The sequence below is a fragment of the Rothia sp. ND6WE1A genome, assembly GCF_001683935.1.
GTDB classification, from domain to species: Bacteria; Actinomycetota; Actinomycetes; order Actinomycetales; family Micrococcaceae; genus Rothia; species Rothia amarae.
This window is the reverse complement of the sequence record NZ_LXTU01000002.1, coordinates 1-21,848: the sequence shown is the minus strand read 5'-3', so window position 1 is coordinate 21,848 and position 21,848 is coordinate 1. Positions and strand designations below refer to the sequence as shown.

Annotated in this window: 22 protein-coding genes and 2 tRNA genes; 5 read left to right on the top strand and 19 right to left on the bottom strand. The window is 51.7% G+C overall.

Translation table 11 applies throughout. The features are described from left to right. Positions 1–21 precede the first annotated feature (21 nt). Complete coding sequence (gene grcA2 / locus A7E48_RS00300; protein WP_068167909.1) at positions 22–276, top strand: autonomous glycyl radical cofactor GrcA2; 255 nt, start codon at positions 22–24, stop codon at positions 274–276. Positions 277–304: 28 nt separating this feature from the next. Then, positions 305–1,189 (top strand): pyruvate formate-lyase-activating protein, encoded by an 885-nt coding sequence (gene pflA / locus A7E48_RS00295; protein ID WP_068167907.1) that lies wholly within the window; start codon positions 305–307, stop codon positions 1,187–1,189. Positions 1,190–1,309: 120 nt separating this feature from the next. On the opposite strand, the gene dxr is transcribed toward pflA, so the two are convergent. From dxr to rpsB, 10 genes are all read right to left on the bottom strand, one after another. Next, complete coding sequence (gene dxr, locus A7E48_RS00290) at positions 1,310–2,614, bottom strand: 1-deoxy-D-xylulose-5-phosphate reductoisomerase (protein ID WP_068167905.1); 1,305 nt, start codon at positions 2,612–2,614, stop codon at positions 1,310–1,312. 84 nt (positions 2,615–2,698) lie between these two features. Then, the gene (locus A7E48_RS00285) at positions 2,699–4,516 is read right to left on the bottom strand and encodes an ABC transporter ATP-binding protein (RefSeq protein ID WP_068167903.1); all 1,818 of its coding nucleotides are present in this window, start codon (positions 4,514–4,516) and stop codon (positions 2,699–2,701) included. 127 nt (positions 4,517–4,643) lie between these two features. Then, positions 4,644–4,907 carry a GlsB/YeaQ/YmgE family stress response membrane protein gene (locus tag A7E48_RS00280; RefSeq protein ID WP_068167901.1) on the bottom strand — a complete coding sequence of 88 codons (264 nt, stop codon included), beginning with the start codon at positions 4,905–4,907 and terminating at the stop codon, positions 4,644–4,646. Positions 4,908–5,157: 250 nt separating this feature from the next. Beyond that, complete coding sequence (locus A7E48_RS00275; RefSeq protein ID WP_083147078.1) at positions 5,158–5,748, bottom strand: DivIVA domain-containing protein; 591 nt, start codon at positions 5,746–5,748, stop codon at positions 5,158–5,160. 90 nt (positions 5,749–5,838) lie between these two features. Then, positions 5,839–6,687 (bottom strand): CDP-archaeol synthase, encoded by an 849-nt coding sequence (locus tag A7E48_RS00270; RefSeq protein ID WP_068167900.1) that lies wholly within the window; start codon positions 6,685–6,687, stop codon positions 5,839–5,841. A gap of 3 nt (positions 6,688–6,690) precedes the next feature. After that, complete coding sequence (gene frr, locus A7E48_RS00265; RefSeq protein WP_068167899.1) at positions 6,691–7,248, bottom strand: ribosome recycling factor; 558 nt, start codon at positions 7,246–7,248, stop codon at positions 6,691–6,693. Positions 7,249–7,362: 114 nt separating this feature from the next. After that, the gene (locus tag A7E48_RS00260) at positions 7,363–7,980 is read right to left on the bottom strand and encodes a hypothetical protein (protein ID WP_068167898.1); all 618 of its coding nucleotides are present in this window, start codon (positions 7,978–7,980) and stop codon (positions 7,363–7,365) included. 90 nt (positions 7,981–8,070) lie between these two features. Further along, on the bottom strand, positions 8,071–8,814 hold the full coding sequence (gene pyrH, locus A7E48_RS00255; protein ID WP_068167895.1) for a UMP kinase: 744 nt from the start codon (positions 8,812–8,814) through the stop codon (positions 8,071–8,073). A gap of 192 nt (positions 8,815–9,006) precedes the next feature. After that, complete coding sequence (gene tsf, locus A7E48_RS00250) at positions 9,007–9,837, bottom strand: translation elongation factor Ts (RefSeq protein WP_068167893.1); 831 nt, start codon at positions 9,835–9,837, stop codon at positions 9,007–9,009. Positions 9,838–9,957: 120 nt separating this feature from the next. Then, entirely contained in the window at positions 9,958–10,788 is an 831-nt protein-coding gene (gene rpsB / locus A7E48_RS00245) for a 30S ribosomal protein S2 (RefSeq protein ID WP_068167890.1), read from the bottom strand. A 582-nt stretch (positions 10,789–11,370) separates the two neighbouring features. Here rpsB and A7E48_RS00240 point away from each other — a divergent pair. After that, the gene (locus A7E48_RS00240) at positions 11,371–11,928 is read left to right on the top strand and encodes a M23 family metallopeptidase (RefSeq protein ID WP_083147077.1); all 558 of its coding nucleotides are present in this window, start codon (positions 11,371–11,373) and stop codon (positions 11,926–11,928) included. 186 nt (positions 11,929–12,114) lie between these two features. On the opposite strand, the gene A7E48_RS00235 is transcribed toward A7E48_RS00240, so the two are convergent. The 8 genes from A7E48_RS00235 to dusB form a co-directional block, all read right to left on the bottom strand. Beyond that, positions 12,115–12,188 (bottom strand) — tRNA-Ile (locus A7E48_RS00235). Positions 12,189–12,273: 85 nt separating this feature from the next. After that, positions 12,274–13,485: a glycosyltransferase gene (locus A7E48_RS00230; RefSeq protein WP_068167887.1), complete on the bottom strand. Its 1,212-nt coding sequence runs from the start codon at positions 13,483–13,485 to the stop codon at positions 12,274–12,276. A 202-nt stretch (positions 13,486–13,687) separates the two neighbouring features. Further along, the gene (locus tag A7E48_RS00225; RefSeq protein WP_083147076.1) at positions 13,688–14,620 is read right to left on the bottom strand and encodes a phage holin family protein; all 933 of its coding nucleotides are present in this window, start codon (positions 14,618–14,620) and stop codon (positions 13,688–13,690) included. Between the two features lie 158 nt (positions 14,621–14,778). Continuing rightward, positions 14,779–14,851: transfer RNA gene (locus A7E48_RS00220), tRNA-Asn, on the bottom strand. A gap of 103 nt (positions 14,852–14,954) precedes the next feature. After that, positions 14,955–16,862, bottom strand: coding sequence for a DNA primase (gene dnaG, locus A7E48_RS00215; protein WP_068167886.1), 1,908 nt, complete (start codon positions 16,860–16,862; stop codon positions 14,955–14,957). 69 nt (positions 16,863–16,931) lie between these two features. After that, a complete protein-coding gene (locus tag A7E48_RS00210; protein ID WP_068167885.1) occupies positions 16,932–17,138 on the bottom strand; it encodes a hypothetical protein in 207 nt (68 codons plus the stop codon). 11 nt (positions 17,139–17,149) lie between these two features. Continuing rightward, a complete protein-coding gene (locus tag A7E48_RS00205) occupies positions 17,150–18,475 on the bottom strand; it encodes a deoxyguanosinetriphosphate triphosphohydrolase (protein ID WP_369796745.1) in 1,326 nt (441 codons plus the stop codon). Positions 18,476–18,572: 97 nt separating this feature from the next. Next, positions 18,573–19,841, bottom strand: a complete 1,269-nt coding sequence (gene dusB / locus A7E48_RS00200) for a tRNA dihydrouridine synthase DusB (RefSeq protein ID WP_083147075.1) — start codon at positions 19,839–19,841, stop codon at positions 18,573–18,575. An 84-nt stretch (positions 19,842–19,925) separates the two neighbouring features. Here dusB and A7E48_RS00195 point away from each other — a divergent pair, with 84 nt between their 5' ends. After that, complete coding sequence (locus A7E48_RS00195) at positions 19,926–20,471, top strand: hypothetical protein (RefSeq protein WP_068167882.1); 546 nt, start codon at positions 19,926–19,928, stop codon at positions 20,469–20,471. 349 nt (positions 20,472–20,820) lie between these two features. After that, positions 20,821–21,153, top strand: coding sequence for an MGMT family protein (locus tag A7E48_RS00185; protein ID WP_068167877.1), 333 nt, complete (start codon positions 20,821–20,823; stop codon positions 21,151–21,153). Between the two features lie 6 nt (positions 21,154–21,159). Here A7E48_RS00185 and A7E48_RS00180 read toward each other — a convergent pair. Continuing rightward, positions 21,160–21,848 (bottom strand): SDR family oxidoreductase (locus A7E48_RS00180; protein ID WP_068167874.1); only part of this gene is annotated, 689 nt, incomplete at its 5' end.

Here is a 21,848-nt window from a genome sequence, read left to right as displayed (position 1 = left end):
CAATTCATCAAGGAGAACATCATGGCAGTAAAAACTTTTGAAGAGCGTCTTGCATCAATGAAGGCTAACCGCGAGGCAAAGCCTGCAGGCCAGAAGGGCCTGTACCACGCGAACATCAATGTTTTGAATCGCGAAACTCTAGAAGATGCAATGGAAAACCCCGAGAACTACCCCAACCTCACCGTTCGCGTTTCAGGCTACGCAGTAAACTTTGTGCGCCTGACCCGCGAGCAGCAGATGGACGTTCTCTCCCGTACTTTCCACGCAGGCGCATAGAACTTTCACATCTTTGGGATAGGACTTTATGTCTTCAACAACGGTTACATTAGAAACCGGGTCGACGCTGGGAGAGCAAGATTTTGCTCCCCCGGCGTCTCGCCATGCAGGGGCAGGAACCTGGGGTCTGGGAGAGCAAACAGAATTTGAACGTAGCCAGCAACTCGCTCTGATGCGCGAGGGCAAGCTGGGTTCTGTGCACTCCTGGGAACTGGTGACGGCGGTAGATGGCCCCGGAACACGTATGACGGTGTTCATGAACGGATGCCCCTTACGCTGCCTCTACTGCCACAACCCCGATACTTTCAATATGAAAGACGGGCAACCCATTGAAGCTTCCGAACTCATCAAGAAGCTCAAGAGGTATAAAAAGGTTTTCCGCTCTACCGGCGGCGGCCTGACTATCTCCGGTGGTGAAGTACTCATGCAACGCGCTTTTGCGTGGAACTTGCTCATGAGTGCTAAGTCGATGGGCATTCATACCTGTATCGATACCTCCGGTTTTTTGGGGGCTGCGGCAACAGATGACTTTTTAGAGTCTGTTGATTTGGTGTTGCTCGACGTCAAATCGGGAGATGAAGAAATCTACCGTGCCCTCACCGGCAGAGCGTTGCAACCTACCATCGATTTTGGTGATCGTCTCACCGCGCTCGGTAAAGAAATCTGGATTCGGTTCGTTGTGGTCCCCGGATACACCGACTCGGTAGAGAACGTGGAGAAGGTTGCCGATATCGTCCGCAGATGGCGCACCGCTGTTTCACGCGTAGAGGTTCTGCCCTTCCACCAGATGGGTACCGACAAGTGGAAGTCTTTGGGGTTGGATTACAAACTCGAAGATGTCTCCCCTCCTACCAAAGAGGAGACCGAACGAGTGCGTGAGCAATTCCGTGCGCGTGGTCTGACCGTTTTCTAAACTTCATCCAGTGGTTTCGCTGTTCTTCTCAGCGGGGCTCCTGACAGGGGTCAGCAACTTAAAAGACCGTGGCCGCAGGAAAATTCCTGCGGCCACGGTCAACACGTTTTTGATACTCCTCTATTGTGCCAGGATTTCGTTCGCACGTATACGAGCCCAGCGCTCTGCATGCAAAACTGAGTCCAAAGTCAAATCTTTTTCTTCGGTTTTGGCCTCAGATTGGTCGTGTTCGTCCAATACTTTGCCCACAGATTCAATAATATCGGTAAAACGTATCTTCCCAGCATGAAATGCTGCTACAGCTTCTTCATTCGCCGCGTTAAAGACGGCGGGGAAGGTGCCGCCTCGACGTCCGGCGTCTTTAATCATGTTCACCGCAGGAAAGGCCTCGTGATCGAGGGGCTCAAAAGTCCATTCGGAAGCTTTACTCCAGTCACACGGCTGCGCGACCCCGGATATACGGTGCGGCCAGGTAAGACCCAGCGCGATGGGCAACAGCATGGTGGGCGGGCTTGCCTGGGCGATGGTCGAGCCGTCTACAAATTGCACCATCGAATGCACTACGGACTGACGGTGAACGGTTACATCAATCCGGTCTAGGTCAACGCCAAAGAGATGGTGGGCTTCAAGAACTTCCAAAGCCTTATTGACCATAGACGCCGAATTGGTGGTGACGACTAGACCCATGTCCCAGGTGGGGTGAGCTAGAGCTTGTTCGGGGGTTACCTCGCGAAGTTGCTCGTATCCCATACCGCGGAAAGGGCCGCCAGAAGCAGTCAAAATGAGCCGGTCCACTTCAGCATCGTGCCCGCTAGCGAGCGCCTGGGCAAGAGCTGAGTGCTCGGAGTCGACAGGAATCATCGGCTGCTCTAGCGGCGATGCGTCTACCGCTGCTTTGACCAACGCCCCGCCTGCAATGAGGGATTCCTTATTTGCCAACGCCACCTGCGAGTGCGCTTCGAGCGCAGCGAGGGTGGGTTGCAGTCCGATTGAACCGGTGATGCCGTTGAGGACGACGTCGGCGCCTGCTTGTGCGGCGCGTGTTGCAGCGTCTTGCCCCCAGATGATTTCTGGGCGGTAGGAGGAACCTGCTTGAGATTGGATTGCTTCTCTGAGCTGAGCTGCGTGTTCTGCAGTTCCCGACGTTGCTATGAGCTCGGGGCGGAACGCTACAGCCTGCTGAGCTAGCAGGTCTAAGGAGGATGTTCCCGCAGCCAGAGCCTTGACTCTCAATGGGGCGCCGTCATCGGAGGAAGGAACCCCAGCTAGTGAGTTGAGGTGCTCTATTACTTCAAGGCCTTGTGTACCGATGGAGCCAGTAGATCCCAGCAGGGTTACCGTGCGCGAACCGGAGAGAAACTCTTTGAGCTGTTCGGTTAGTTCTTGGCGGGATGAATTCAGGCGCTGTGTTGATCCAAATCTCATACGTTTAGTTTCTCATAGAAGAACAGCGCCACCGCTCTTTCGGAAAAGCGGTGACGCTGTTCGTCAGGTTGAAACTGCAACTAGTTAGCCCACGATGTCAAAACTTTGCAGGCGTTTCTTGTCCTGCTTTGTCGATGAGTTTTGTAGGCTCAGCAGCTCGGAATAGATACCGCCTGATTGTGCTAGTTCTGTTGGTGAGCCGATCTCTTCGATCTTGCCGTTGCGCAAGGTGACGATTCGGTCAACTGCCGAGATAGTGGAGAGGCGGTGCGCAATGATGAGGGAGGTTCGCCCTACCATGAGCTCGTCGAGACCCTTTTGGACGGCGCGTTCTGCCTTGGTATCCAGTGCTGAGGTAGCTTCGTCCAGAATCAGGATGGGGGCGTCCTTGAGAATAGCTCGCGCTACGGCGATGCGTTGCTTCTGTCCTCCGGAGAGTTTCAAACCGCGCTCACCAATTACGGACTGGTAGCCATCTTTAAACCCGCGAATAAATTTATCTGCGTTAGCTTTGATGGCTGCTTGTTCTATTTCATCTTCGGTAGCGCCCGGACGTGCGTAGGCAATGTTCTCTGCGATAGTGCCAGAGAATAAGGAAGCGTCCTGGAACACCATGCCGATTTGCGAACGTAGCTTTTCAAGGTCGCCGCCAACGATGTCCATTCCGTCTACGGTTACTGAACCGGTACGAGGATCATATAGACCTTCTAGCAAGGCCATCAGGGTTGATTTGCCGCCGCCTGATTCGCTCACAAACGCAATCTTTTCTCCGCGCTTGATGGATAAATCGATATCATGCAGAACATCTTCCTCTCCCTCATAACCAAAGGTGACGTTATGGAAACGGATGATTTCTTCGCCAGGAGCCGCCTTGACCGGCTCTGGCTCCTGAGAGTGTTTACCTTCCGCAGTAATAGCCAGGGACCGCGGATCTGCCGGATGTTCCATCACCTTGAAGTAATCCTGCGAACCAGCGATGGCGCGCTGCGTAGCATCCACAATCCAACTCAGAGAAGTCACAGGAGCCACAGCCATGGTCATCAGCTGAATCAGCAAAACCATGTCGCCAATGGAGAAAAACCCCTGAATAGTGCGAACAAAAATAATCAGGTACAGCACAAAGAACATGATATTCAAGAACGCCAGGCGATAAATATCCATCAGGTGCCAGTAGCGGGACTGCTTCTGGGTTGTACCAATGGTGCGGTGAAACAGCTTGCTAAACAGGCCAAGCTCGCGGCGTTCCTGACCAAATGACTTCACCACGCGAATCTGTCCAATGACCTCGTTGAACCTGCCCGACGCCGCGTCAATATCCTGGTTCTTTTCCGTTTCCCACACCTGCCACTTCACACTGGTGCGGCTGGTCAGCCATAGGTACACGGGGAAGATAATAATCAGCAGGACGGCAAGCGGCCAGTAATACCAGCCGCTGATGGCAAGCACAGCCACGGTGGTAATCAGCATGGAAGACATCGTATTGGAGAACATTTGGATGAACCGAGCAATCTCAGTAATAGTACGGTTCAAGCGCGAAATGATAGTGCCGGTAAGTTCTTCATCGAAATATGAGAGAGGAAGCGAGAGCAACTTGTCGAAGTAACGCACCGACAAGCTGGTACGCATGCGCTGGCTCATCACATCACCCAAATAGCCGCCCACGTTGTTAAAAATAGTGTTGAGCAACTGAGAGGCAAGATAAGCCACGGCAAACCATACGATAACGCTCAGACCGCGTGACTGGTCTCCATTGTGATAAGCAACCACCGTATCGGTAGCCCCTTTGATTACGAAGGGGGCAATCAGCGCGCTCGCTGAGGTAAGGATGGCGCACAGCATAATGCCGACATAGAAGGGGGTGAGTTCTTTAGTGGCTCGAAGAATGCGGAGAATACTGCTCAAGTGATGGGCCCTCGTCAGTGAAAGTAGTGTGAATCGTTTGATTTGAGTCTAGTTGGATAAGTAAATGCAGAGACAAAAAATTCCCCCCACCTTAGAGGTGAGGGGAATCTCTCAGCTGAGAGGAAGCTTAGCGCTTGTTAGCAACCAACTTGCCCCAGATGAAGAGAACGATTAAAGCACCGATGATGGAGGTGATGATAGTTCCAATGCTGATGTGGTTGATGCCGTTGGACAGACCGGGGATGAAGTTACCAATCAAACCGCCAAGGAATGCACCAATGATACCGAGAACCATAGTCGCGAGAATACCGCCACCCTGCTTACCGGGCATGATGAGTTTTGCTAGAGCGCCAGCAATCAGACCGAGAATAATCCAGCTAAGAATACCCAAGATGTTCTTCCTTTCTGCAGAGACAAACATCGTTATTAGTTCGCCTACTTATTAATGTAACTGTATTAGCATACACATACTTTTCAGGAAAACATGCGTTATGCAGACAAATTAGTAAGTAATCTGAGTTACAGGGAAAGTCTTCATTTTCAACGTCGTCACGCATCGTTTTAACATTCTGGGATAACTGACATCTGATGAAGATGCCCCTTTTCACACAACCGCGAAAAGGGGCATCATCAAACAACGACTAGCGCAAATCGAGCATGAGAGAAATGCACCTATCTAAGAAAGCGTCCACCTGAGTTTCTTCATAGCACATGTCCCCCGTTGCACTAGAAAACACAGCATTGCGAATAACAGCCGGAGAGAGTTCTTCTGCCGAACGAAAATGGTCGCGCAGCCGATTGCACAATGCGTCGACGTCCTTCACAAAATACCCTTTGGTGAGCTTATGAGATGGACGGCGGAAACGATGCCCTTCTGCTCGATTGAGGCGCCCCATCACCAACTCTGCCGTTTCTTCAACGGCATGCTCCCATGCGATTCGTCCGTGTTTTTCGATAAACAGACGACGCTCAAATTCGGCAAATCGATCTTCCACTCGATCGAGCGCATGATCTACATCCGAAGGCGAGTACCCACCTTGCTCAGCTTCAAATGACTGCCGGCGAATATCAGCGGAGCTTTGAACACGGCTATCTGGAATGCCCTTCCGTAGTAGCTCAAAGTCATCCGCTAACCCCGCGAAGTACGCATCAACTTCAGTGCGCGAATACCCCTGCTGGTGTTCATCCACCACAATAAATTCGCCGATACTTGAAGTCTGTCGGTGCTTCACTAGCCCTCCAAATGTATTAAAAATAAATGGGTGCGGTAGAGAACTACCGCACCCATCATGCCACGAAGACCGAACAATTCAATGAAGCGATTAGGCAATCAGGGCAAAAAGAGCGAACAACACATAGCCAATGGCGAGGCAAAAAACAATGGAATCCAAGCGATCCATTACCCCACCATGACCGGGCAAAATATTGGACATATCTTTAATTCCGATTTCGCGTTTCACCATAGATTCAGCAAGGTCTCCTGTGGTTGCCGTAATCACCAGAAATACTGCTAGCACTACGCCGAACCACCAGGGCTCATCAATGAACATCGAAGCAATGATGCCCACGATGATGGAACCCACCATGGAACCGGCGAATCCCTCCCAGGTTTTCTTGGGTGAAATCTTAGGAGCCATAGGATGCTTGCCCCACAGAACCCCTGCGATATAGCCCCAGGTGTCATTACCGATTGCCATAATCAGAATCATAAAAATCTTGCCCGAGCCACCTTCTTCTCGAAAGAGAAGCATAGCCAGTGCCAGCATGAAAGGAACCCATGCAATCGCAAAGATTGACCCCATGACCGACATAATCATGCCGTCTTTTGAACCAAAAAGACGGAAAGCAATCAGGCAAAGAATCGAGGCAACGACGGCGAAAATCAGCCACTGACCGCCCCCCACATAAGCAATGAAAGGTAGCACCAGAGCAATCACAACAGCCGGCACTAGAGGAATCCCCATGCCGCGCTTCTGATTAATGCCGTTCACGATTTCCCAGGTACCCACGCCTGCTGCCGCAGCAGCCAAGCTGACCAAGAGCCAGGGAATAAAGAATAGGCCAATAATTAACAGCGAGCCAAGCACAACACCGACCCCAATAGCAGCGGGCAGGTTACGCCCCGCCCGCGACTTCTTAGGTTCGGGTTTCGTTTCAGTGAGCTGGCTCATCGATTAAACCTCGAGAAGCTCAGCTTCCTTGCGCTTGTAGAGCTCGTCGATGGAATCAACGTGCTTCTTCGTCAACGCATCGAGTTCCTTTTCACCGCGTGAACCTTCGTCTTCGCCAATTTCGCCGTCCTTGACAGCCTTTTCGATGGCGGTCTTTGCAGTACGACGGATGTTACGAACGGATACACGTGCTTCTTCAGTCTTATTTCCGACGAGCTTGATGTAATCACGACGGCGCTCTTCGGTCATCTCTGGCATGACAACGCGGATAACGTTACCGTCATTGGCAGGGTTAGCGCCCAAGTCAGAGTTGCGCAGGGCGTCTTCAATATCCTTCAACGCAGACTTGTCATAAGGAGTAATCAAGATAGTGCGAGCCTCGGGAGTCTGGAAAGAAGCCAGCTGCTGCATAGGAGTAGAAGTGCCGTAGTACTCTACAGTGATGGATGCAAAGAGTGAGGGGTTAGCTCGCCCCGTGCGTACATTAGCGTATTCGTTCTGCAGCGCAACAATGGCTTTGTCCATCTTGGTGCCTGCATCAGCGAGAGTTTCTTCAATCACCTGTGATCTCCTTTAGTAGATGTAGCGCTCAAGACGCTAAACGTATAGCTCTTTCCAGTCTAGTGGATTTAGTGAATGTGTGCTGAATTGGAAAAATCCAGTTACTCCTAGAAATTATGGGAACCGTACGGTGGCTACTACATATTCTTGAGCAGGGTTCTCTTCCCACTCACCCACCAGTAGTAATTCTCCGGGGGCGGGCACATAGGTTGCGGCGTCCTGCAACTTTTCGGGAAAGTCCACTACAAAGTTTCTTCTGATGCCATCAATCTCTATGCTGCCGGTACACGTGTACAGGGTGGATGCATTTATTTGAACCGTATTGAGATTCCACTGCCCAAATCGATGATTGCCTTCGCCTCGTACATCAAGGACGTGAACCTCCCGTTGCGATGGCAGGGCACCCTGTTCTTGCCCCAGAACAGTATCGAGCAGTTCTCCTATTGCAACCCGGTCTTTGGTCATAGGGCTCACCCACCGGCACCCTAGCACGCCATGCTCCAGAGTCAAAAGAGTTGTATCATCTGAAATTTTACGAGCACGGTAGGTCAAGGGAATCTGATACAGCTCCCCCGCCGCAGCAAGGCATACTAAGCTCTCAATCCCCACTTCTCCCTCACGATCAAGAAGCCTCCAACTTGCGTAGAGATCGCCGGTACCTATCAACCGATTCACTATGTGCGTTTTGGTCGGGTTCAACTGTGTCTTATAAATCTTTGCAATTTTTCGCATAGTATTTTTTCCTTTCCTCAAAAACAAAAAGGGTCCCTCCGCTACAAATATTTTTTGCAGCAGCGAGGAACCCAGATTGAGAGCCACAACTTAGGCGGTGACGAGCGTACCCATCTCTTCACCCAAAATGGCGCGGGTGACGTTACCATCGCCCTGCATACCAAACACACGCATTGCCACGTTGTTGTCTTTGCACAGGGAGAACGCAGTCTGATCCATAACACGGATATTGCGCTGCAACGCCTCATCGTAGGTCAGGTGGTAAAGACGTTCCGCTTCAGGATCCTTATTGGGATCCGCAGTGTAAATGCCGTCTACGCCATTCTTCGCTACCAGAACTTCATCTGCCTGAATTTCCAACGCACGCTGCGCTGCCACAGTATCAGTGGAGAAATAGGGTAGCCCTGCGCCTGCACCGAAAATAACCACGCGGTCTTTCTGCATATGGCGAATAGCGCGACGGGGGATGTAGGTCTCAGCAACCTGCGGCATAGTAATTGCCGACTGCACACGCGTGTCAATCCCCGCCTGCTCCAAGAAATCCTGCAGAGCCAACGAGTTCATCACGGTACCCAGCATTCCCATGTAGTCCGCACGTGAACGGTCCATACCAGCTTGGGACAGCTCAGCACCGCGGAAGAAGTTACCTCCACCAATCACGATGGAAGTCTCAACCTGGCCCACGGTTGCAGCAATCTGTTCCGCTACTCCGCGGATGACCTCAGTTGAAATACCGACTTGGCCACCGCCAAAAACCTCGCCCGAAAGCTTCAGGAGGACGCGACGTCGTCCTGTATCATCGCGATGGATAGCGGGGGTAGGTGTATCAGTCATCGAGAAACCTCTCATATCGGTATATTCGTATTATTTTGTGCCTCCAGGGCACCTTCTAGAACAGCATACGACAAAGGAGAGCACCGGAACCGGCACTCTCCTTTGTAATCGGCGAATCTGTGCACAAATCACACTGCACTTTCAGGCTAGTTCGAACTAACCTGAGGACTCACCTAAGGATTCAAAAAGAACTTATGCACCCACGCGGAAACGCTCGAAAGCGGTAGCGGTAGCACCGCTCTCTTCCAGAACCTTAGCTACAGACTTTGAGGAGTCCTTAGCGAAGTCCTGATCAAGAAGGGTGTTCTCCTTGTAGAAAGCCTTCAGCTTGCCTTCAACGATCTTAGGAATGATCTGCTCAGGCTTGCCCTCAGCTGCTGCGGTTTCCTCAGCAACACGCTTTTCAGCGTCGACATCTGCTGCGGGAATAGCCTCAGAGTTCAGGTACTTGGGTGACATTGCAGCAATGTGAACTGCTACGTCGTGAGCAACGTCGTCCTTGCCTTCGCCGTCAACAGCGAGCAAAACGCCAACCTGCGCAGGAAGATCCTTGGAGGTCTTGTGCAGGTAAACAGCTACGGTCTCGCCCTCAACGCGTGCAACGCGACGAACAACAACCTTTTCGCCCAGCAGTGCGCCAGCGTCGGTGGTCAGTTCTTCAACGGTCTTGCCGTTGATAGAAGCTGCATTGAGTTCTTCAACGGTGGAAGCGCCTGAAGCAATAGCTGCTTCAAGAACGTTGTTACCGAATTCGATGAAGGGGTCAGACTTAGCAACGAAGTCAGTTTCTGAGTTAACCTCAACCATGTAGCCAACGCCGTTTTCAACGCGTGCTGCTACAAGACCCTCAGCTGCTGCACGGCCTTCACGCTTGGTGATGCCCTTGAGGCCCTTCACGCGAATGATTTCCTGTGCCTTCTGCTGGTCGCCGTTAGCCTCGTCAAGAGCCTTCTTAACGTCGAGCATGCCAGCACCGGTCTTTTCGCGCAGAGCCTTGATGTCTGCTGCGGTGTAGTTCGCCATAGTGAACTCCTTGATTGTTTTAGTTCAAAGTTCTTATCTGCCCAGTATTTTACGCCCGGGACAATGTGAAAAGAAGACGGCGCCCACCTAAGTGGGCGGGCACCGTCCTACACAGCATAATTATTCTGCTGAAGCTTCGGTTGAAGCAGCTTCTTCGGTCTGAGCTGATTTCTCAGTCTTAGCTGATTCGTGCTGTTCGAGGAGCTCGCGCTCCCACTCAGCCATAGGCTCTTCAGCGGAGCCCTTACCGGACTTCTTGTTGTTGCGCTCCAAGAGACCTTCTGCAACAGCATCTGCGATAACGCGGGTCAGCAGGTTGACCGAGCGGATAGCGTCGTCGTTACCGGGGATGGGGAATGAAACCTCATCGGGGTCACAGTTGGTGTCGAGGATAGCGACAACGGGGATGTTGAGCTTCTGAGCTTCGTCAACTGCAAGGTGTTCCTTTTTGGTGTCAACGATCCACACCAATGAAGGTGCCTTCTTCAGATCGCGGATACCGCCGAGGGTCTTCTCCAGCTTTTCGTGCTCGCGGCGAAGAAGCAGCAGTTCCTTCTTGGTGAACTGTGAGCCTGCTACGTCGTCAAAGTCAATCTGCTCAAGTTCCTTCATACGATCGATTCGCTTGGAAACGGTCTCGAAGTTAGTGAGCATACCACCGAGCCAGCGGTGGTTAACGTAAGGCATGTTAACGCGGGTAGCCTGTTCAGCAATAGCTTCCTGAGCCTGCTTCTTGGTACCAACGAAAAGTACGGTGCCACCGTGAGCAACGGTTGACTTTACAGCTTCGTATGCCTGGTCAATGAAAGCCAGTGACTGCTGCAAGTCAATGATGTAGATACCATTGCGCTCGGTGAAAATGAAACGCTTCATCTTAGGGTTCCAGCGGCGGGTCTGGTGACCAAAGTGAACACCGGAATCAAGAAGCTGACGCATAGTTACGACGGGCATGTCGTCTCCTTTGTAGCCGTGCCGACCCCTTATTCAAGGCTAGCCGTACACGCGCATAGTAGTTATCGGTTACATGTTGAGCATTCGCTCGTCCTGGAAATACTCAGATTCTCTGCTTATCAGCAGATCCTCTCAGGCCTTCACCGGCTGATGCCGGACCGAAAGTCCCTTCGCTTCTCTTTTTACTCACAAGCGAGTTCGATTAGCTTTGTATTTCGCGTTGTCAGATCAGAGGGTTTCCCCTCTGATAAATACCGTATGTAATCGGTATTTTTACTCATCTCTAATCACCGAAATGATTTCGAGCACGGATAACCCGCACAGAGCAAACTGCAATGTTTAACTATACAGTATTCGTCCCGATTGTGGAGGTCACTGCGTCCGCTTAAACCGGGCTCGAAAAGTAGGTTACACGGCGTTAGATCACCGCTTCGTTCTTAACTTTGCGTACTGAAGCTTGTGGATAATCAAAAAATCGGTGTACTCGGGGCAAAGATATCCACAATTTTTGTAAAACGTATTTTGGGGTGAGATTTTCTGATGAGCTAAGAGACGACCGAACCTATTTCTCAAGGACTTCAAATGCCCCGGTTATGTAACTCTTTCAGAGCAGTTCTTCATCTACGCACGGTACTCATCTGCTGGTTCGTCGTGCTGCTATTTACACATGCGCTTGCTCTATCTCCTGCGATTTCTAGCGAATATCCCCGTTGGCAATGGCCTACCCATCAGAATGCACAAGTTCTGCGCGACTTTGACAAGCCTGCCCAAAAATGGAACTCCGGGCATCGCGGGGTGGATTTAGCGGCGGACGACGCAACGATTCGCTCCCCCGCTGCGGGAAAAGTCGTGTTTGCCGGCAAAGTAGTAGACCGCACGGTGATAACCATTGAACATGAGGACGGACGTCGTTCAAGCTTCGAACCCGTCGCCCAACCGTTAAAAGTGGGCACAGCTGTAAAGGCGGGAGAGAAAATCGCCGAGATAGATCCGGCGATTTCTCACTGCTCCCAGCTATGTATCCATTGGGGCGTTCGAGAAGGCACCGGCAAATCCGCCGAATACCTCAACCCTTTGCTCTTTTTAGGGGTAGAAGATCCAAGCGTCCTGCTACCGATTGGTGAAGACTTTGCGGCGTAGCAAGCTGAGAGGGGCGATGTGACCGGCGTAGCTCGTTTTGACCAGATATACCTGGTCAAAACGAGCGTAGACGGTCAGTCACTTATCACCGCGGAGATGACTATGGCAAGAAAAAAGTCGTCCCAGTCGGATTCATACCGACCGGAACGACTTATCACATGGTAGCTCCGAACGAGCTAACCTCTGTAGGGCCTGCGGGACTTGAACCCGCGACCAAGGGATTATGAGTCCCCTGCTCTAACCAGCTGAGCTAAAGCCCCCCGCTGTTTCTATAAACAACTCTTATAGATTACCTGAGATAATCAAAAATTCTAAAATTGTTTGCGTGCCTTCGTGGAACTACCTTTAGTTTTTGTGCTGGCTCGCTACGAATTCATAGTACTTCTGGCTGGACGTATAAAGAGATTCGAACATGTCCCATGTCTTCTTCGCCGCGTGCTTTTTCACCATTTCGTGGCTATAAGCGCCCATCGCTTTCCGTTCAGCTTGAGGGAGTTCCAGAATAAAGCCTAGTTTCTCAGCAAGATCGGAAGAATTACCTGGTTCAAACAGAAAACCGTTTTTTCCCTCTTCTACCAAGTGAGGTAGCGCGAGCGCATTAGCGAGCACCAACGGGCGCGAAGCACTCATAGCCTCCAGCGTCACTAAAGATTGCAATTCAGCAGTACCTGGCTGACAGAATACATTTGCTCTCAGATAGCCTTCGCGTAGCTCTTCATCGCTGACGTATCCCAAGAATCGAACACGGTCTTCGACTCCGCATTCCTGCGCCTTCTTCTGCAGAGTTTCTAAGATTTCTCCAGTGCCCGCGATTTCTAACACCACGTGGTTGAGACGCGATGGTAACTGCGAAAACGCTTCAATCAGTACATCGATGTTTTTCTCAATCGCCAGGCGTCCAGCGAAGAATATCCGCATTTCTTCTGGATTTTTAGAAATGACTTCATCAGGATTTGGCTCGTAATCAGCCAATTCAATCCCATTGGAAATTGGAATAACTGGTTTCTTGAAATGTCCCGATTCTTTCATCGCTTTAGCCGCGATGGGAGTCGGGGTCGTTACGATCTGGGCACGCTCCAAAATACGGCGCATATCCCCCCAGCTGAAACGTGCAAAAGCATCATTGAACCACTGGGGAAAAGGTAGAAATGGGTCAAGGTTCTCCGGCATAAAGTGGTTGGTTGCAATAATGCGAATACCTCGCCGTTTAGCCTGTAGCACCAGAACACGCCCCACAATATAGTGGCACTGAACGTGCACGACGTCGGGCTTTACGTCGTCGAGAATCTGACCTACTTCACGCCATATACCCCAGGGCGTACAAATACGGATGTAGGGGTGGGTAGGTGCGTGATGAGATACTAGACGATGCTCTGTGATGCCGTCTACCAGTCGTTTCTCGCTCTTCGCCTCATCGGGGTTAGCAGCTACCACATGAACTTGATGCCCTCGATCCTTCATAGCTACCGCCAACCGATGTCCGAATTGAGCAGCACCGTTAATATCTGGTGGGTAAGTATCGGCGCCAATCATGATGGTCAGGGGGCCAGTGGTCATCCGTGTTTGCACCTATTCACGTCTTGAGGATTGAAAGCTCTTTTTCAATTGTGCCATGTTCAGATTGAAGCTTGCCACGAGGATGCTGTATTAAGGGGGAAAATATAGGCGTCCGGACGACGGCGCACACCTGTGCGGTTACAGAAAAACGCCCCGTACCTTTCGGTACGAGACGTTCATCTTTTATGTGCTCTTAGAGTCTTTAGCGCTTGATAAGTTTTCCGAGGAATACAAAGAACGCGCTGACAGATGCTGCAAGAGCTGCGAATGAACCCCAGCGGGCTTTGAGGGCTTCAGGGTCAGTTGCATTCTGGGTGAACTGACGACCGTGAGATGCGAACTTTACTTTTGCCTCGCCGGGAGCGTTCTGAACATTAGCCTTGGAGCCAGCAACCAGGTTGGTACCTTCGGACTTCACGCTGTTAACCTGTAGGTCTAGGTCATCGCGAAGAGTCTTGAGGTGTTCACGGCGCTGGTTGGTTCGCTGCTTGAGCTGGTCTTCGTTAGCGGCAGGAGCCTGCCCGCCTTCCTTCTCAGCTTCTTCCTTTTCAGCAGCCTTCTTGGCTTCCTTCTCTTCCTGCTTTGCCTTCGCCTTTTCTTCCTGTTCACGCTTCAAACGTGAGGAATTCATGGCGGAGCCATCTTTGAGAACACCCAAGTCGTAGAGAACACCGAAGATTGCGGATTCGGGCTTGAACGGAAGTTGCTTCTTGATCATGCCGATGCCGATGAGAACAAAAATTGCGGTGAGAATCAAGAACACTGCTGCGAGAATGAGTGCTGCGAGCCAGCCGGGCATAATCTCTGCCAGGCCTAGAATAGCTGCGCTCACCAATGCAATGAGCATGCAGAGAGCGAAGAAAAGACCAACAGCGGCAACCGCTGCGCCCTTACCTACGCCAATGCCTTTATCTTTGAGTTCAAATTTTGCAATCTGAATCTCGTCTTTAATCTGTTTGGGCGCTAGACGACCGATAACCTTAGTGGCATCGATAGAACGGCTTGCGCTTTCCTTGAGATTTGCAAAGGCTGTGCGTACACGGGGGCCTTTTGCTGCATCAGTGCGAACACCTTCAACGCGGACGCTTTCTGCGCGTGCGCTGTCGGGGTTGACTGTCACGATTTTCTCGGTCATACCCTACCTCTAAACTAAGTTTACTTTGGTTTTAGTGTATCAGCCCTTTAGTTTATACGGTGTAGCGCCTGGTCATTACCTGAAAATAGTTCGTTTCGACAAGTTTATTGTTTAAAATCAAAAACCCACCAGCAAGAACTGGTGGGTTTTTATAAATGCTCCCCCGACTGGACTCGAACCAGTAACCCTTCGATTAACAGTCGAATGCTCTGCCAATTGAGCTACGGAGGAATATTTTGTTAGGGCTTTTGTTCGCCGCAACGAGTAATAACTCTACACAGGTTTATAGAACCGTGCAAATTGAGCGAGGGTGACCTCCCTCACTTGCACCAGATTAGTCCTGCCCCTCCATGATGCTACGCCGTCGAAGTTCTAATTCCAGGAGGGAGCGCTGGATATCTTGGAATTCTTCGGCGTCGGCTGTCGGGTCTAATCTTTGGAGATTCATCAACAGGTTGGATTTTTGGCGATTGATTTGCTGTTCAAAGAGCCTATTTAAGATGTCGTGCACATAGCGCGCCAGCTGTTCTTCGGTTCGCGCAGGAATCGGTGAGACTGTGAGTTCGGCAAGTAGAGCATGAACCGGTTCGGGGGCCTGCGAGCGTACGCTGTTAACCCAGTGGGTGCCGGGGGCAGGAACAACCTCTGCAGCTGCACCAATAATGCCCTCAGCAATTCCCGAGTGCATGCGGTAGCGGTATTGAACCTTAGCAAGTTCTTGCCACTGGGCATTGGAAAGATAGTGCGGCACCTGGACAACCACTTCGAGAGCTTCCCGTTCCATCCGCGCTACGGGATCGCGCATGTCAGGTATCTCAAACGGGTTAGCTTCTTGCTCTGCACGAGCCTGCTCCGCCCGCTCGACGGCATCTTTCGCTTCCTGCTCTGCCTTAGCTTTATCCCGGTGGCTCTGCTGAGGGTTTTCCTGGGCATAGTTAACGGCGCGTAGAACTTCATCGGTTTCGATGCCCAGCCAGCCCGACACCTCGCGGATATAGGCAGGGCGAAGCGTACGATCCTTAATCCCAGCAAGGATAGGAGCCACCGCTCTCATACCGCGAATCCGCCCTTCGAGCGTATTCATGTCGTAGTTTTTGAGGGTAGCTTTAAGGGCGAACTCAAAGAGCGGACGGCGAGAGGCAATCAGCGAACGCACGGCGCCGTCGCCACGGTTCAGGCGTAAATCGCAGGGATCCATGCCGTCTTTTGCAACGGCCACAAAGGTTTGAGCAACGAATTTCTGGTCGTCCTGAAAAGCCGAAAGGGCAGCTTTCTGCCCTGCGGCGTCGCCGTCAAAGGTAAAGATAATTTCGCCGCCGGTGCCGTCGTCGCTAATGAGTCTGCGGACTACCTTGATATGTCCGCTGCCAAAAGCGGTTCCACAAGTTGCTACAGCTGTATCAACACCTGCAAGGTGCGCAGCCATAACGTCGGTATACCCCTCGACCACCACGATTTGGCGTTTCTTAGCAATATTTCGTTTTGCGAGATCGAGGCCGTACAGCACCTGAGATTTCTTATAGAGCTGAGTCTCTGGGGTGTTGAGATATTTTGGGCCTTGGTCGTCCTCAAAAAGTTTGCGAGCGCCAAAGCCGATGGTCTCCCCTGCGATACCGCGAATGGGCCACATGAGGCGACCGCGGAAACGATCATAAAGCCCTCGATTGCCCCGGGAGAACATGCCGGTGGCCTCGAGCTCTTCCTCGGTGAAACCTTTAGCGCGCATGTATTTCAGGAGGTTATCCCAGCCGCGCGGGGCATAGCCCACGCCGAACTGCTGAGTTGAACGCGGATCAAATCCTCTCCCACCCAGAAATTTTTGGGCTTCTTGAGCGGCGGGGGTGTAAAGATTTTTTTGGAAGAATTCGGCGGCTACTTTATGAGCGTCTAACAGGCGCTGGCGGCGCCCCACTTCTTCCTTACTGATGCCGCTGCCCTGCTCGTAGTGGAGTTCGTAGCTAATGCGGGCGGCCAGCTTCTCTACTGTCTCCGTAAAGGAAGTATGATCCATTTGCATAACGAAAGAGATGACGTCACCAGATTCACCACAGCCAAAGCAGTGATAGGTACCCATCTGCGGGCGTACGTGAAAGGAGGGGCTCCGCTCATCATGAAAAGGGCATAACCCTTTGAACGAACCAATACCTGCAGATTTGAGGGTTACATAACCCTCAACTATTTCGCGGATATCGGTACGGGAACGAACCTCATCTATATCTTCACGTCGAATCAAACCAGCCACCTACACATGATAGCCAGCATTGCTTCTGCGCGTGAAGAGAGTCAGCTGAGGGCGTGGGGCTGATGTGACCTACAGTTCGTCGTCGTCCTCAAGCGGAGGTTTGGGATTCTTTCGCCCTAGCCCAAAATCAGCCGGGGATAACCCTATGCAGAGCACAATAGCGAAAGATGCCAGCCCCCACACCCATGACCCAATGAGTGAACCAATCATCAGCCCCACGCAGAGACTTGCGATGGAGACAATAATGATTTGTTTGACCGAATTTTTTGATCGCATGGGGTTCCTTTCTACCACAGTGGTTTATCGCCCAGAACCCAGTGGTTACCGGTAATACGGCGGTATAGCGCCACGGCAGAGCGATCGGTGAGGGATGCCACCTGATCGACTACTAAACGCAGTTTAGCTGTGTCATCATTTTGACCCAATTCGCGCATATCCGCGCGAAAGACCGAATCCATATAGTCGGGGTTTTCCAGCAGAGCTTCTACCAGTACCCCGAGGATTTCTTGCTGATTTTCATAGTGAGGTTGAGCGTCGCGTACCGTCATAACGAAGGTGGTGGCGATGCCCTTCATCAGAGCAATTTCGTGTTCGGTTTCTTCGGGCACAATGAGTTGCGCGGAGTAGCGGGTGAGAGGTCTATCGACTCCGTACTGTTGCCGGGTGGCTTCCATCGACGTCGCAGCGAAACGACCAATCAGTTTTGAGGTGAGCGCTTTGAACGCTGCCATCGACGCCCGGGTACCGCTCATATAGGGAACCCACCGTTCCAAAGACTCCAGACGCATCAGGGCGGCATCTAATCTTTCATCCTCCACCGCGGGTAGATACCACTGCCTGGTTTTCTCAAACAGTCTCTGCCGGTTAGCAGTATCTTTGAGAACTTCTGGCTGAACGTGACCGCCAAAAACAGCATCTTCAACATCGTGGACCGAATAGGAAATATCATCCGCCAAATCCATGACCATAGCTTCCATGCATTTTTGCTGCGGTGCCACACCGGCTTCGCGAGCACCGCGTCTGAACCAGTCGAAAACGGGCATATCATCGGCATAGACCCCGAATTTACGGTTGGGCCTGCCGTCAGCTCTCTCGGGAGCGTCTTCAATACGCCACGGATATTTGCAGGTGGCATCGAGTGTGGCACGGGTGAGATTGAGCCCTGCCGAACCGCCATCGTGGCGAATCACTTTAGGTTCGAGTCGAGCCAACAGGCGCAAGGTCTGTGCATTACCTTCAAATCCCCCGGCCTCTCGCGCGAGATTATTCAGTGCGGTTTCTCCATTATGCCCAAAAGGCGGGTGACCCAAATCGTGGGACAGGCAGGCAGTATCGACGACGTCGGGGTCGCACCCCAGCATGCGCCCTACCTCGCGGCCGATTTGAGCAACCTCAAGCGAGTGAGTCAGTCGGGTGCGCACAAAATCATCCGTATCAGGGTCCATCACCTGCGTCTTCGCACCCAAGCGGCGTAATGCACTGGAATGAAGAACCCGCGCACGGTCGCGTTCAAAAGCCGAGCGATAAATATTGCGATGGTGTTCGGGAACCCATCTCGCGGCATCCTGATCCGAATAGCCGGGAGTATTGGCTACTTCTTCGCCCAGCACCATGCCGTCTTGAGGGTCAATGATTTTGCTCATGCTTTTATTCTACGGGGCATGACAATGGGCGCCTGCTTAGTCAGCAGGCGCCCTTGAAAGAGAAGTTTTAGCCGCCCGATACGTCTAGTTCCGCATCCACCAGACCGAGCCGCTCGGCATCACCCAGAATTCGCGAATCGAGCCATCCGTTGGGCAGATGGGGTTTCTTGGGATTACCTGCACGTCCTCGCGGGCCTTCAACCGCTTCCCCGGGGTAGCCGATTGAGTGATCGAGCTCGGAGAGATACTCACGAAAAGTTGCCAAATCGGGCACAGTTGCCATTTTCTGGCGCAGCTGGCCACCCACCGGGTAGCCGTGGAAGTACCACGCAACATGCTTGCGGATCTCGCGTAACCCCTTGAGCTCATCGCCAAAGGTTTCCACCAACAGTTCAGCATGGCGGTAAATCATGTCGGCTACTTCACTTACACCGGGCTTGAAGCGAGCTTCCGAGCCTTCAAATGCATTCTGCAAATCACCAAAGAGCCAGGGACGACCTTGACAGCCTCGTCCGACGACTACTCCGTCGATGCCAGTCTGCTCGACCATGGCAATCGCGTCTTCGGCACTAAAAATATCACCGTTACCCAGCACGGGCACATCGGGAATAGTTTCGCGCAAATCGGCGATAGCGTCCCAATCAGCCTGACCCGAGTAGTGCTGTTCCATGGTTCGACCGTGCAAAGCGATGGCAGCTACACCTGCATCGCGGGCAATCTTTGCTGAATCCAAGAACGTTAGATGGTTATCGTCGATGCCTTTACGCATTTTGACGGTGACCGGAATATCATTGCGTGCTGCCTCTTTCACCGCATTCTCTACGATGGCGGTGAACAAATCGGTCTTCCAGGGAAGAGCCGATCCGCCACCTAACTTGGTGACTTTAGGAACAGGGCAACCAAAGTTGAGGTCGATATGGTCGGCGCGGTCTTCTTCTACCACCATGCGCACGGCTTTGCCCACGTTGACGGCGTCTACACCGTAAATCTGAATGGAGCGAATCTTCTCGTCATCGTCGTGCTCAATGATGCGCAGTGACTCAGGACGGCGCTCCACCAGCGAACGCGCGGTCACCATCTCTGTAACATACAGTCCGCCGCCGTATTCGCGGCAGAGACGGCGAAAAGCCTTATTGGTTACGCCAGCCATGGGCGCAAGAATAACAGGCGTTTCTACCGTATGCTTGCCCAGTCGCAACGGGGGTAACTGAAGTTTCTTCGTCTTAGTTTGAGGGGTTTCACTTGTTTGAGTCACCCTGCAATTCTTGCATAATCCGCACTGTCCGGCAGGTAGGGGTGGGTCACAGCAACAATTACGCCAAAAGTAAAGATTCATTGACAAATCACATATGCCATGAAAAGATGTGAAATATCAAGAATTCTTGACACGTCACAAATAAATAGCCCTTGATGAGAACCAATGAAGAAAAACCCTTCAGAACTAGACAGTATTACAAACGCCCACCAACAGGTGTTAGATGCATCTGCTCAATTAGAGGAGGCGGTGAGGCGAGCTCGCCAATCGGGTGTCACCTGGCAACAAATCGGCGATGCGATGGGGGTTTCCAAGCAAGCTGCCTCTCAAAGGTTTCAGCAGGCTTCTCTCAAACTTACGGACAAATCGCTGGATTCAATCACAAAAGAAATCGAGCAAATTACCGACTCATTTTTTACCGCGTTAGACCGTGAGGATATTTCAACACTGCATTCTTTGATGACTTATATGACAGCCCGGCAACTTTCCCAACGAAAGATTCTCAGCATCTGGCATCAAACAAAGGAGGCATGCGGAGATTTTATAGAAATCAGCAATTCGCGGATTGAGCACAACGGGACAACTTTTGTTTATACCTATCGGCTTCGCCACCAATGGGGCGAACCAGTAGGCCAGATACTTTTCAACATACGCCAACAAATTACAGGATGGGTGATTTTCCTTGACGACTCAGCAGAACTCCCCTGGTAATACCAACAAATCCTCCGAGAAATACTGGACCATCGCCGTATGGGTTGTATACGGACTGGTGCTCTCGCTCCTTTCAGAACACTGGCTCATTGGAGTAATAGGTGCCCTCTGCTTCGCAGTGGCCAGTTTTTTCGTACTTTATGATTTTCGCTCAGATTCTCAACGAATCCAGTGGAAACCATGGCTAGTTACCTACGCAGGTTCCTTGGGAATTAGTATGGGAACTCTTTTATTTGATAGTGGTTCGCAGTGCATTATCTGGTCAATAGTCTTTTTAATCATGCTTCGAGCCCTTTATTCTGAAAGCGACAGCCAGAAGAACCGCAAAGCAAAGGACGTGATTTAACCGATGGACGATCTTCGCATTGAAAAGGTTCTACGCGCAGCAGAATGTATACCTGCCGGCAAAATGGCTACCTATGGGGATCTTGGCAAAATTACTGGCGAATCACCGCGCGTCGTCGGAAACCTCATGGCAAAGTGGGGAACCAACGTACCCTGGTGGCGCGTCTGCAATGCCCAAGGCGAAATCGCCGGGCATTTCAACCAGGCTCTTCCCCACTGGCAAGAAGAAAATATAACCCGCAATGATAAACACACCGGGATTAAACTAGCGGCGCACCGCGCAGACTATGCTGAGCTGGTGCGCCACTGGGAAACAGCTACTCAAAACTTAGAGTAAAACCGCTTACGGGGTGGGACGACCGCCGGTTAGACCAAGGGTCTCACCGGATACATACGAAGCTTCATCCGACGCCAGGAACACGTAAGCGCCCGCAATCTCAACAGGCTGACCTGCGCGACCCACGGGAGTGTCCTGACCGAACTGAGTGAGCTTCTCCGTCGGCTGACCGTGGCTAGGCTGCAATGGAGTCCAGAATGGTCCGGGTGCAACAGCGTTCACACGTATGCCTTTAGGCGTCAAGTCCTGAGCTAGCCCCTTAGAGAAGTTGTTCATTGCAGCCTTAGTGAGCGCGTAGTCCAGCAAAGTCTCCGAAGGCTCATATGCCTGAATCGAAGAAGTGAAAATGATTGAAGAGCCAGGTTTCATATGTGTTACTGCAGCTTTGGTCACGCGGAATGAAGAGTAGATATTAGACTTCATGGTCTTGTCGAAGTCCTCGTCTGAGATTTCTTCAAGCCCGTCATGCCAAATCTGACGGCTAGCGTTGTTGACCAAAATGTCCAAGCCACCAAAGGCTTTAACAGTTTCTTCAACGATTTTCTTGCACTGTTCCAAATTCATGAGATCGCCGGGAAGAGCGAGAGCTTTCTGACCAGCGTCCTCAATAGCTTTGATGACGCGATCGGCGTCAGGCTGCTCCTCAGGCAGGTAGGATATCGCCACATCTGCGCCTTCACGTGCATAAGCGATAG

What these genes read in the sequence shown, in the direction of transcription:
- grcA2 (WP_068167909.1), top strand. Translation starts at nt 22, where the DNA reads ATGGCAGTAAAAACTTTTGAAGAGCGTCTTGCATCAATGAAGGCTAAC.
- pflA (WP_068167907.1), top strand. Translation starts at nt 305, where the DNA reads ATGTCTTCAACAACGGTTACATTAGAAACCGGGTCGACGCTGGGAGAG.
- dxr (WP_068167905.1), bottom strand. Translation starts at nt 2,614, where the DNA reads ATGAGATTTGGATCAACACAGCGCCTGAATTCATCCCGCCAAGAACTA.
- A7E48_RS00270 (WP_068167900.1), bottom strand. Translation starts at nt 6,687, where the DNA reads ATGAGCCAGCTCACTGAAACGAAACCCGAACCTAAGAAGTCGCGGGCG.
- A7E48_RS00260 (WP_068167898.1), bottom strand. Translation starts at nt 7,980, where the DNA reads ATGCGAAAAATTGCAAAGATTTATAAGACACAGTTGAACCCGACCAAA.
- pyrH (WP_068167895.1), bottom strand. Translation starts at nt 8,814, where the DNA reads ATGACTGATACACCTACCCCCGCTATCCATCGCGATGATACAGGACGA.
- tsf (WP_068167893.1), bottom strand. Translation starts at nt 9,837, where the DNA reads ATGGCGAACTACACCGCAGCAGACATCAAGGCTCTGCGCGAAAAGACC.
- rpsB (WP_068167890.1), bottom strand. Translation starts at nt 10,788, where the DNA reads ATGCCCGTCGTAACTATGCGTCAGCTTCTTGATTCCGGTGTTCACTTT.
- A7E48_RS00240 (WP_083147077.1), top strand. Translation starts at nt 11,371, where the DNA reads ATGCCCCGGTTATGTAACTCTTTCAGAGCAGTTCTTCATCTACGCACG.
- A7E48_RS00230 (WP_068167887.1), bottom strand. Translation starts at nt 13,485, where the DNA reads ATGACCACTGGCCCCCTGACCATCATGATTGGCGCCGATACTTACCCA.
- A7E48_RS00225 (WP_083147076.1), bottom strand. Translation starts at nt 14,620, where the DNA reads ATGACCGAGAAAATCGTGACAGTCAACCCCGACAGCGCACGCGCAGAA.
- A7E48_RS00210 (WP_068167885.1), bottom strand. Translation starts at nt 17,138, where the DNA reads ATGCGATCAAAAAATTCGGTCAAACAAATCATTATTGTCTCCATCGCA.
- A7E48_RS00205 (WP_369796745.1), bottom strand. Translation starts at nt 18,475, where the DNA reads ATGGTGCTGGGCGAAGAAGTAGCCAATACTCCCGGCTATTCGGATCAG.
- dusB (WP_083147075.1), bottom strand. Translation starts at nt 19,841, where the DNA reads ATGAATCTTTACTTTTGGCGTAATTGTTGCTGTGACCCACCCCTACCT.
- A7E48_RS00195 (WP_068167882.1), top strand. Translation starts at nt 19,926, where the DNA reads ATGAAGAAAAACCCTTCAGAACTAGACAGTATTACAAACGCCCACCAA.
- A7E48_RS00185 (WP_068167877.1), top strand. Translation starts at nt 20,821, where the DNA reads ATGGACGATCTTCGCATTGAAAAGGTTCTACGCGCAGCAGAATGTATA.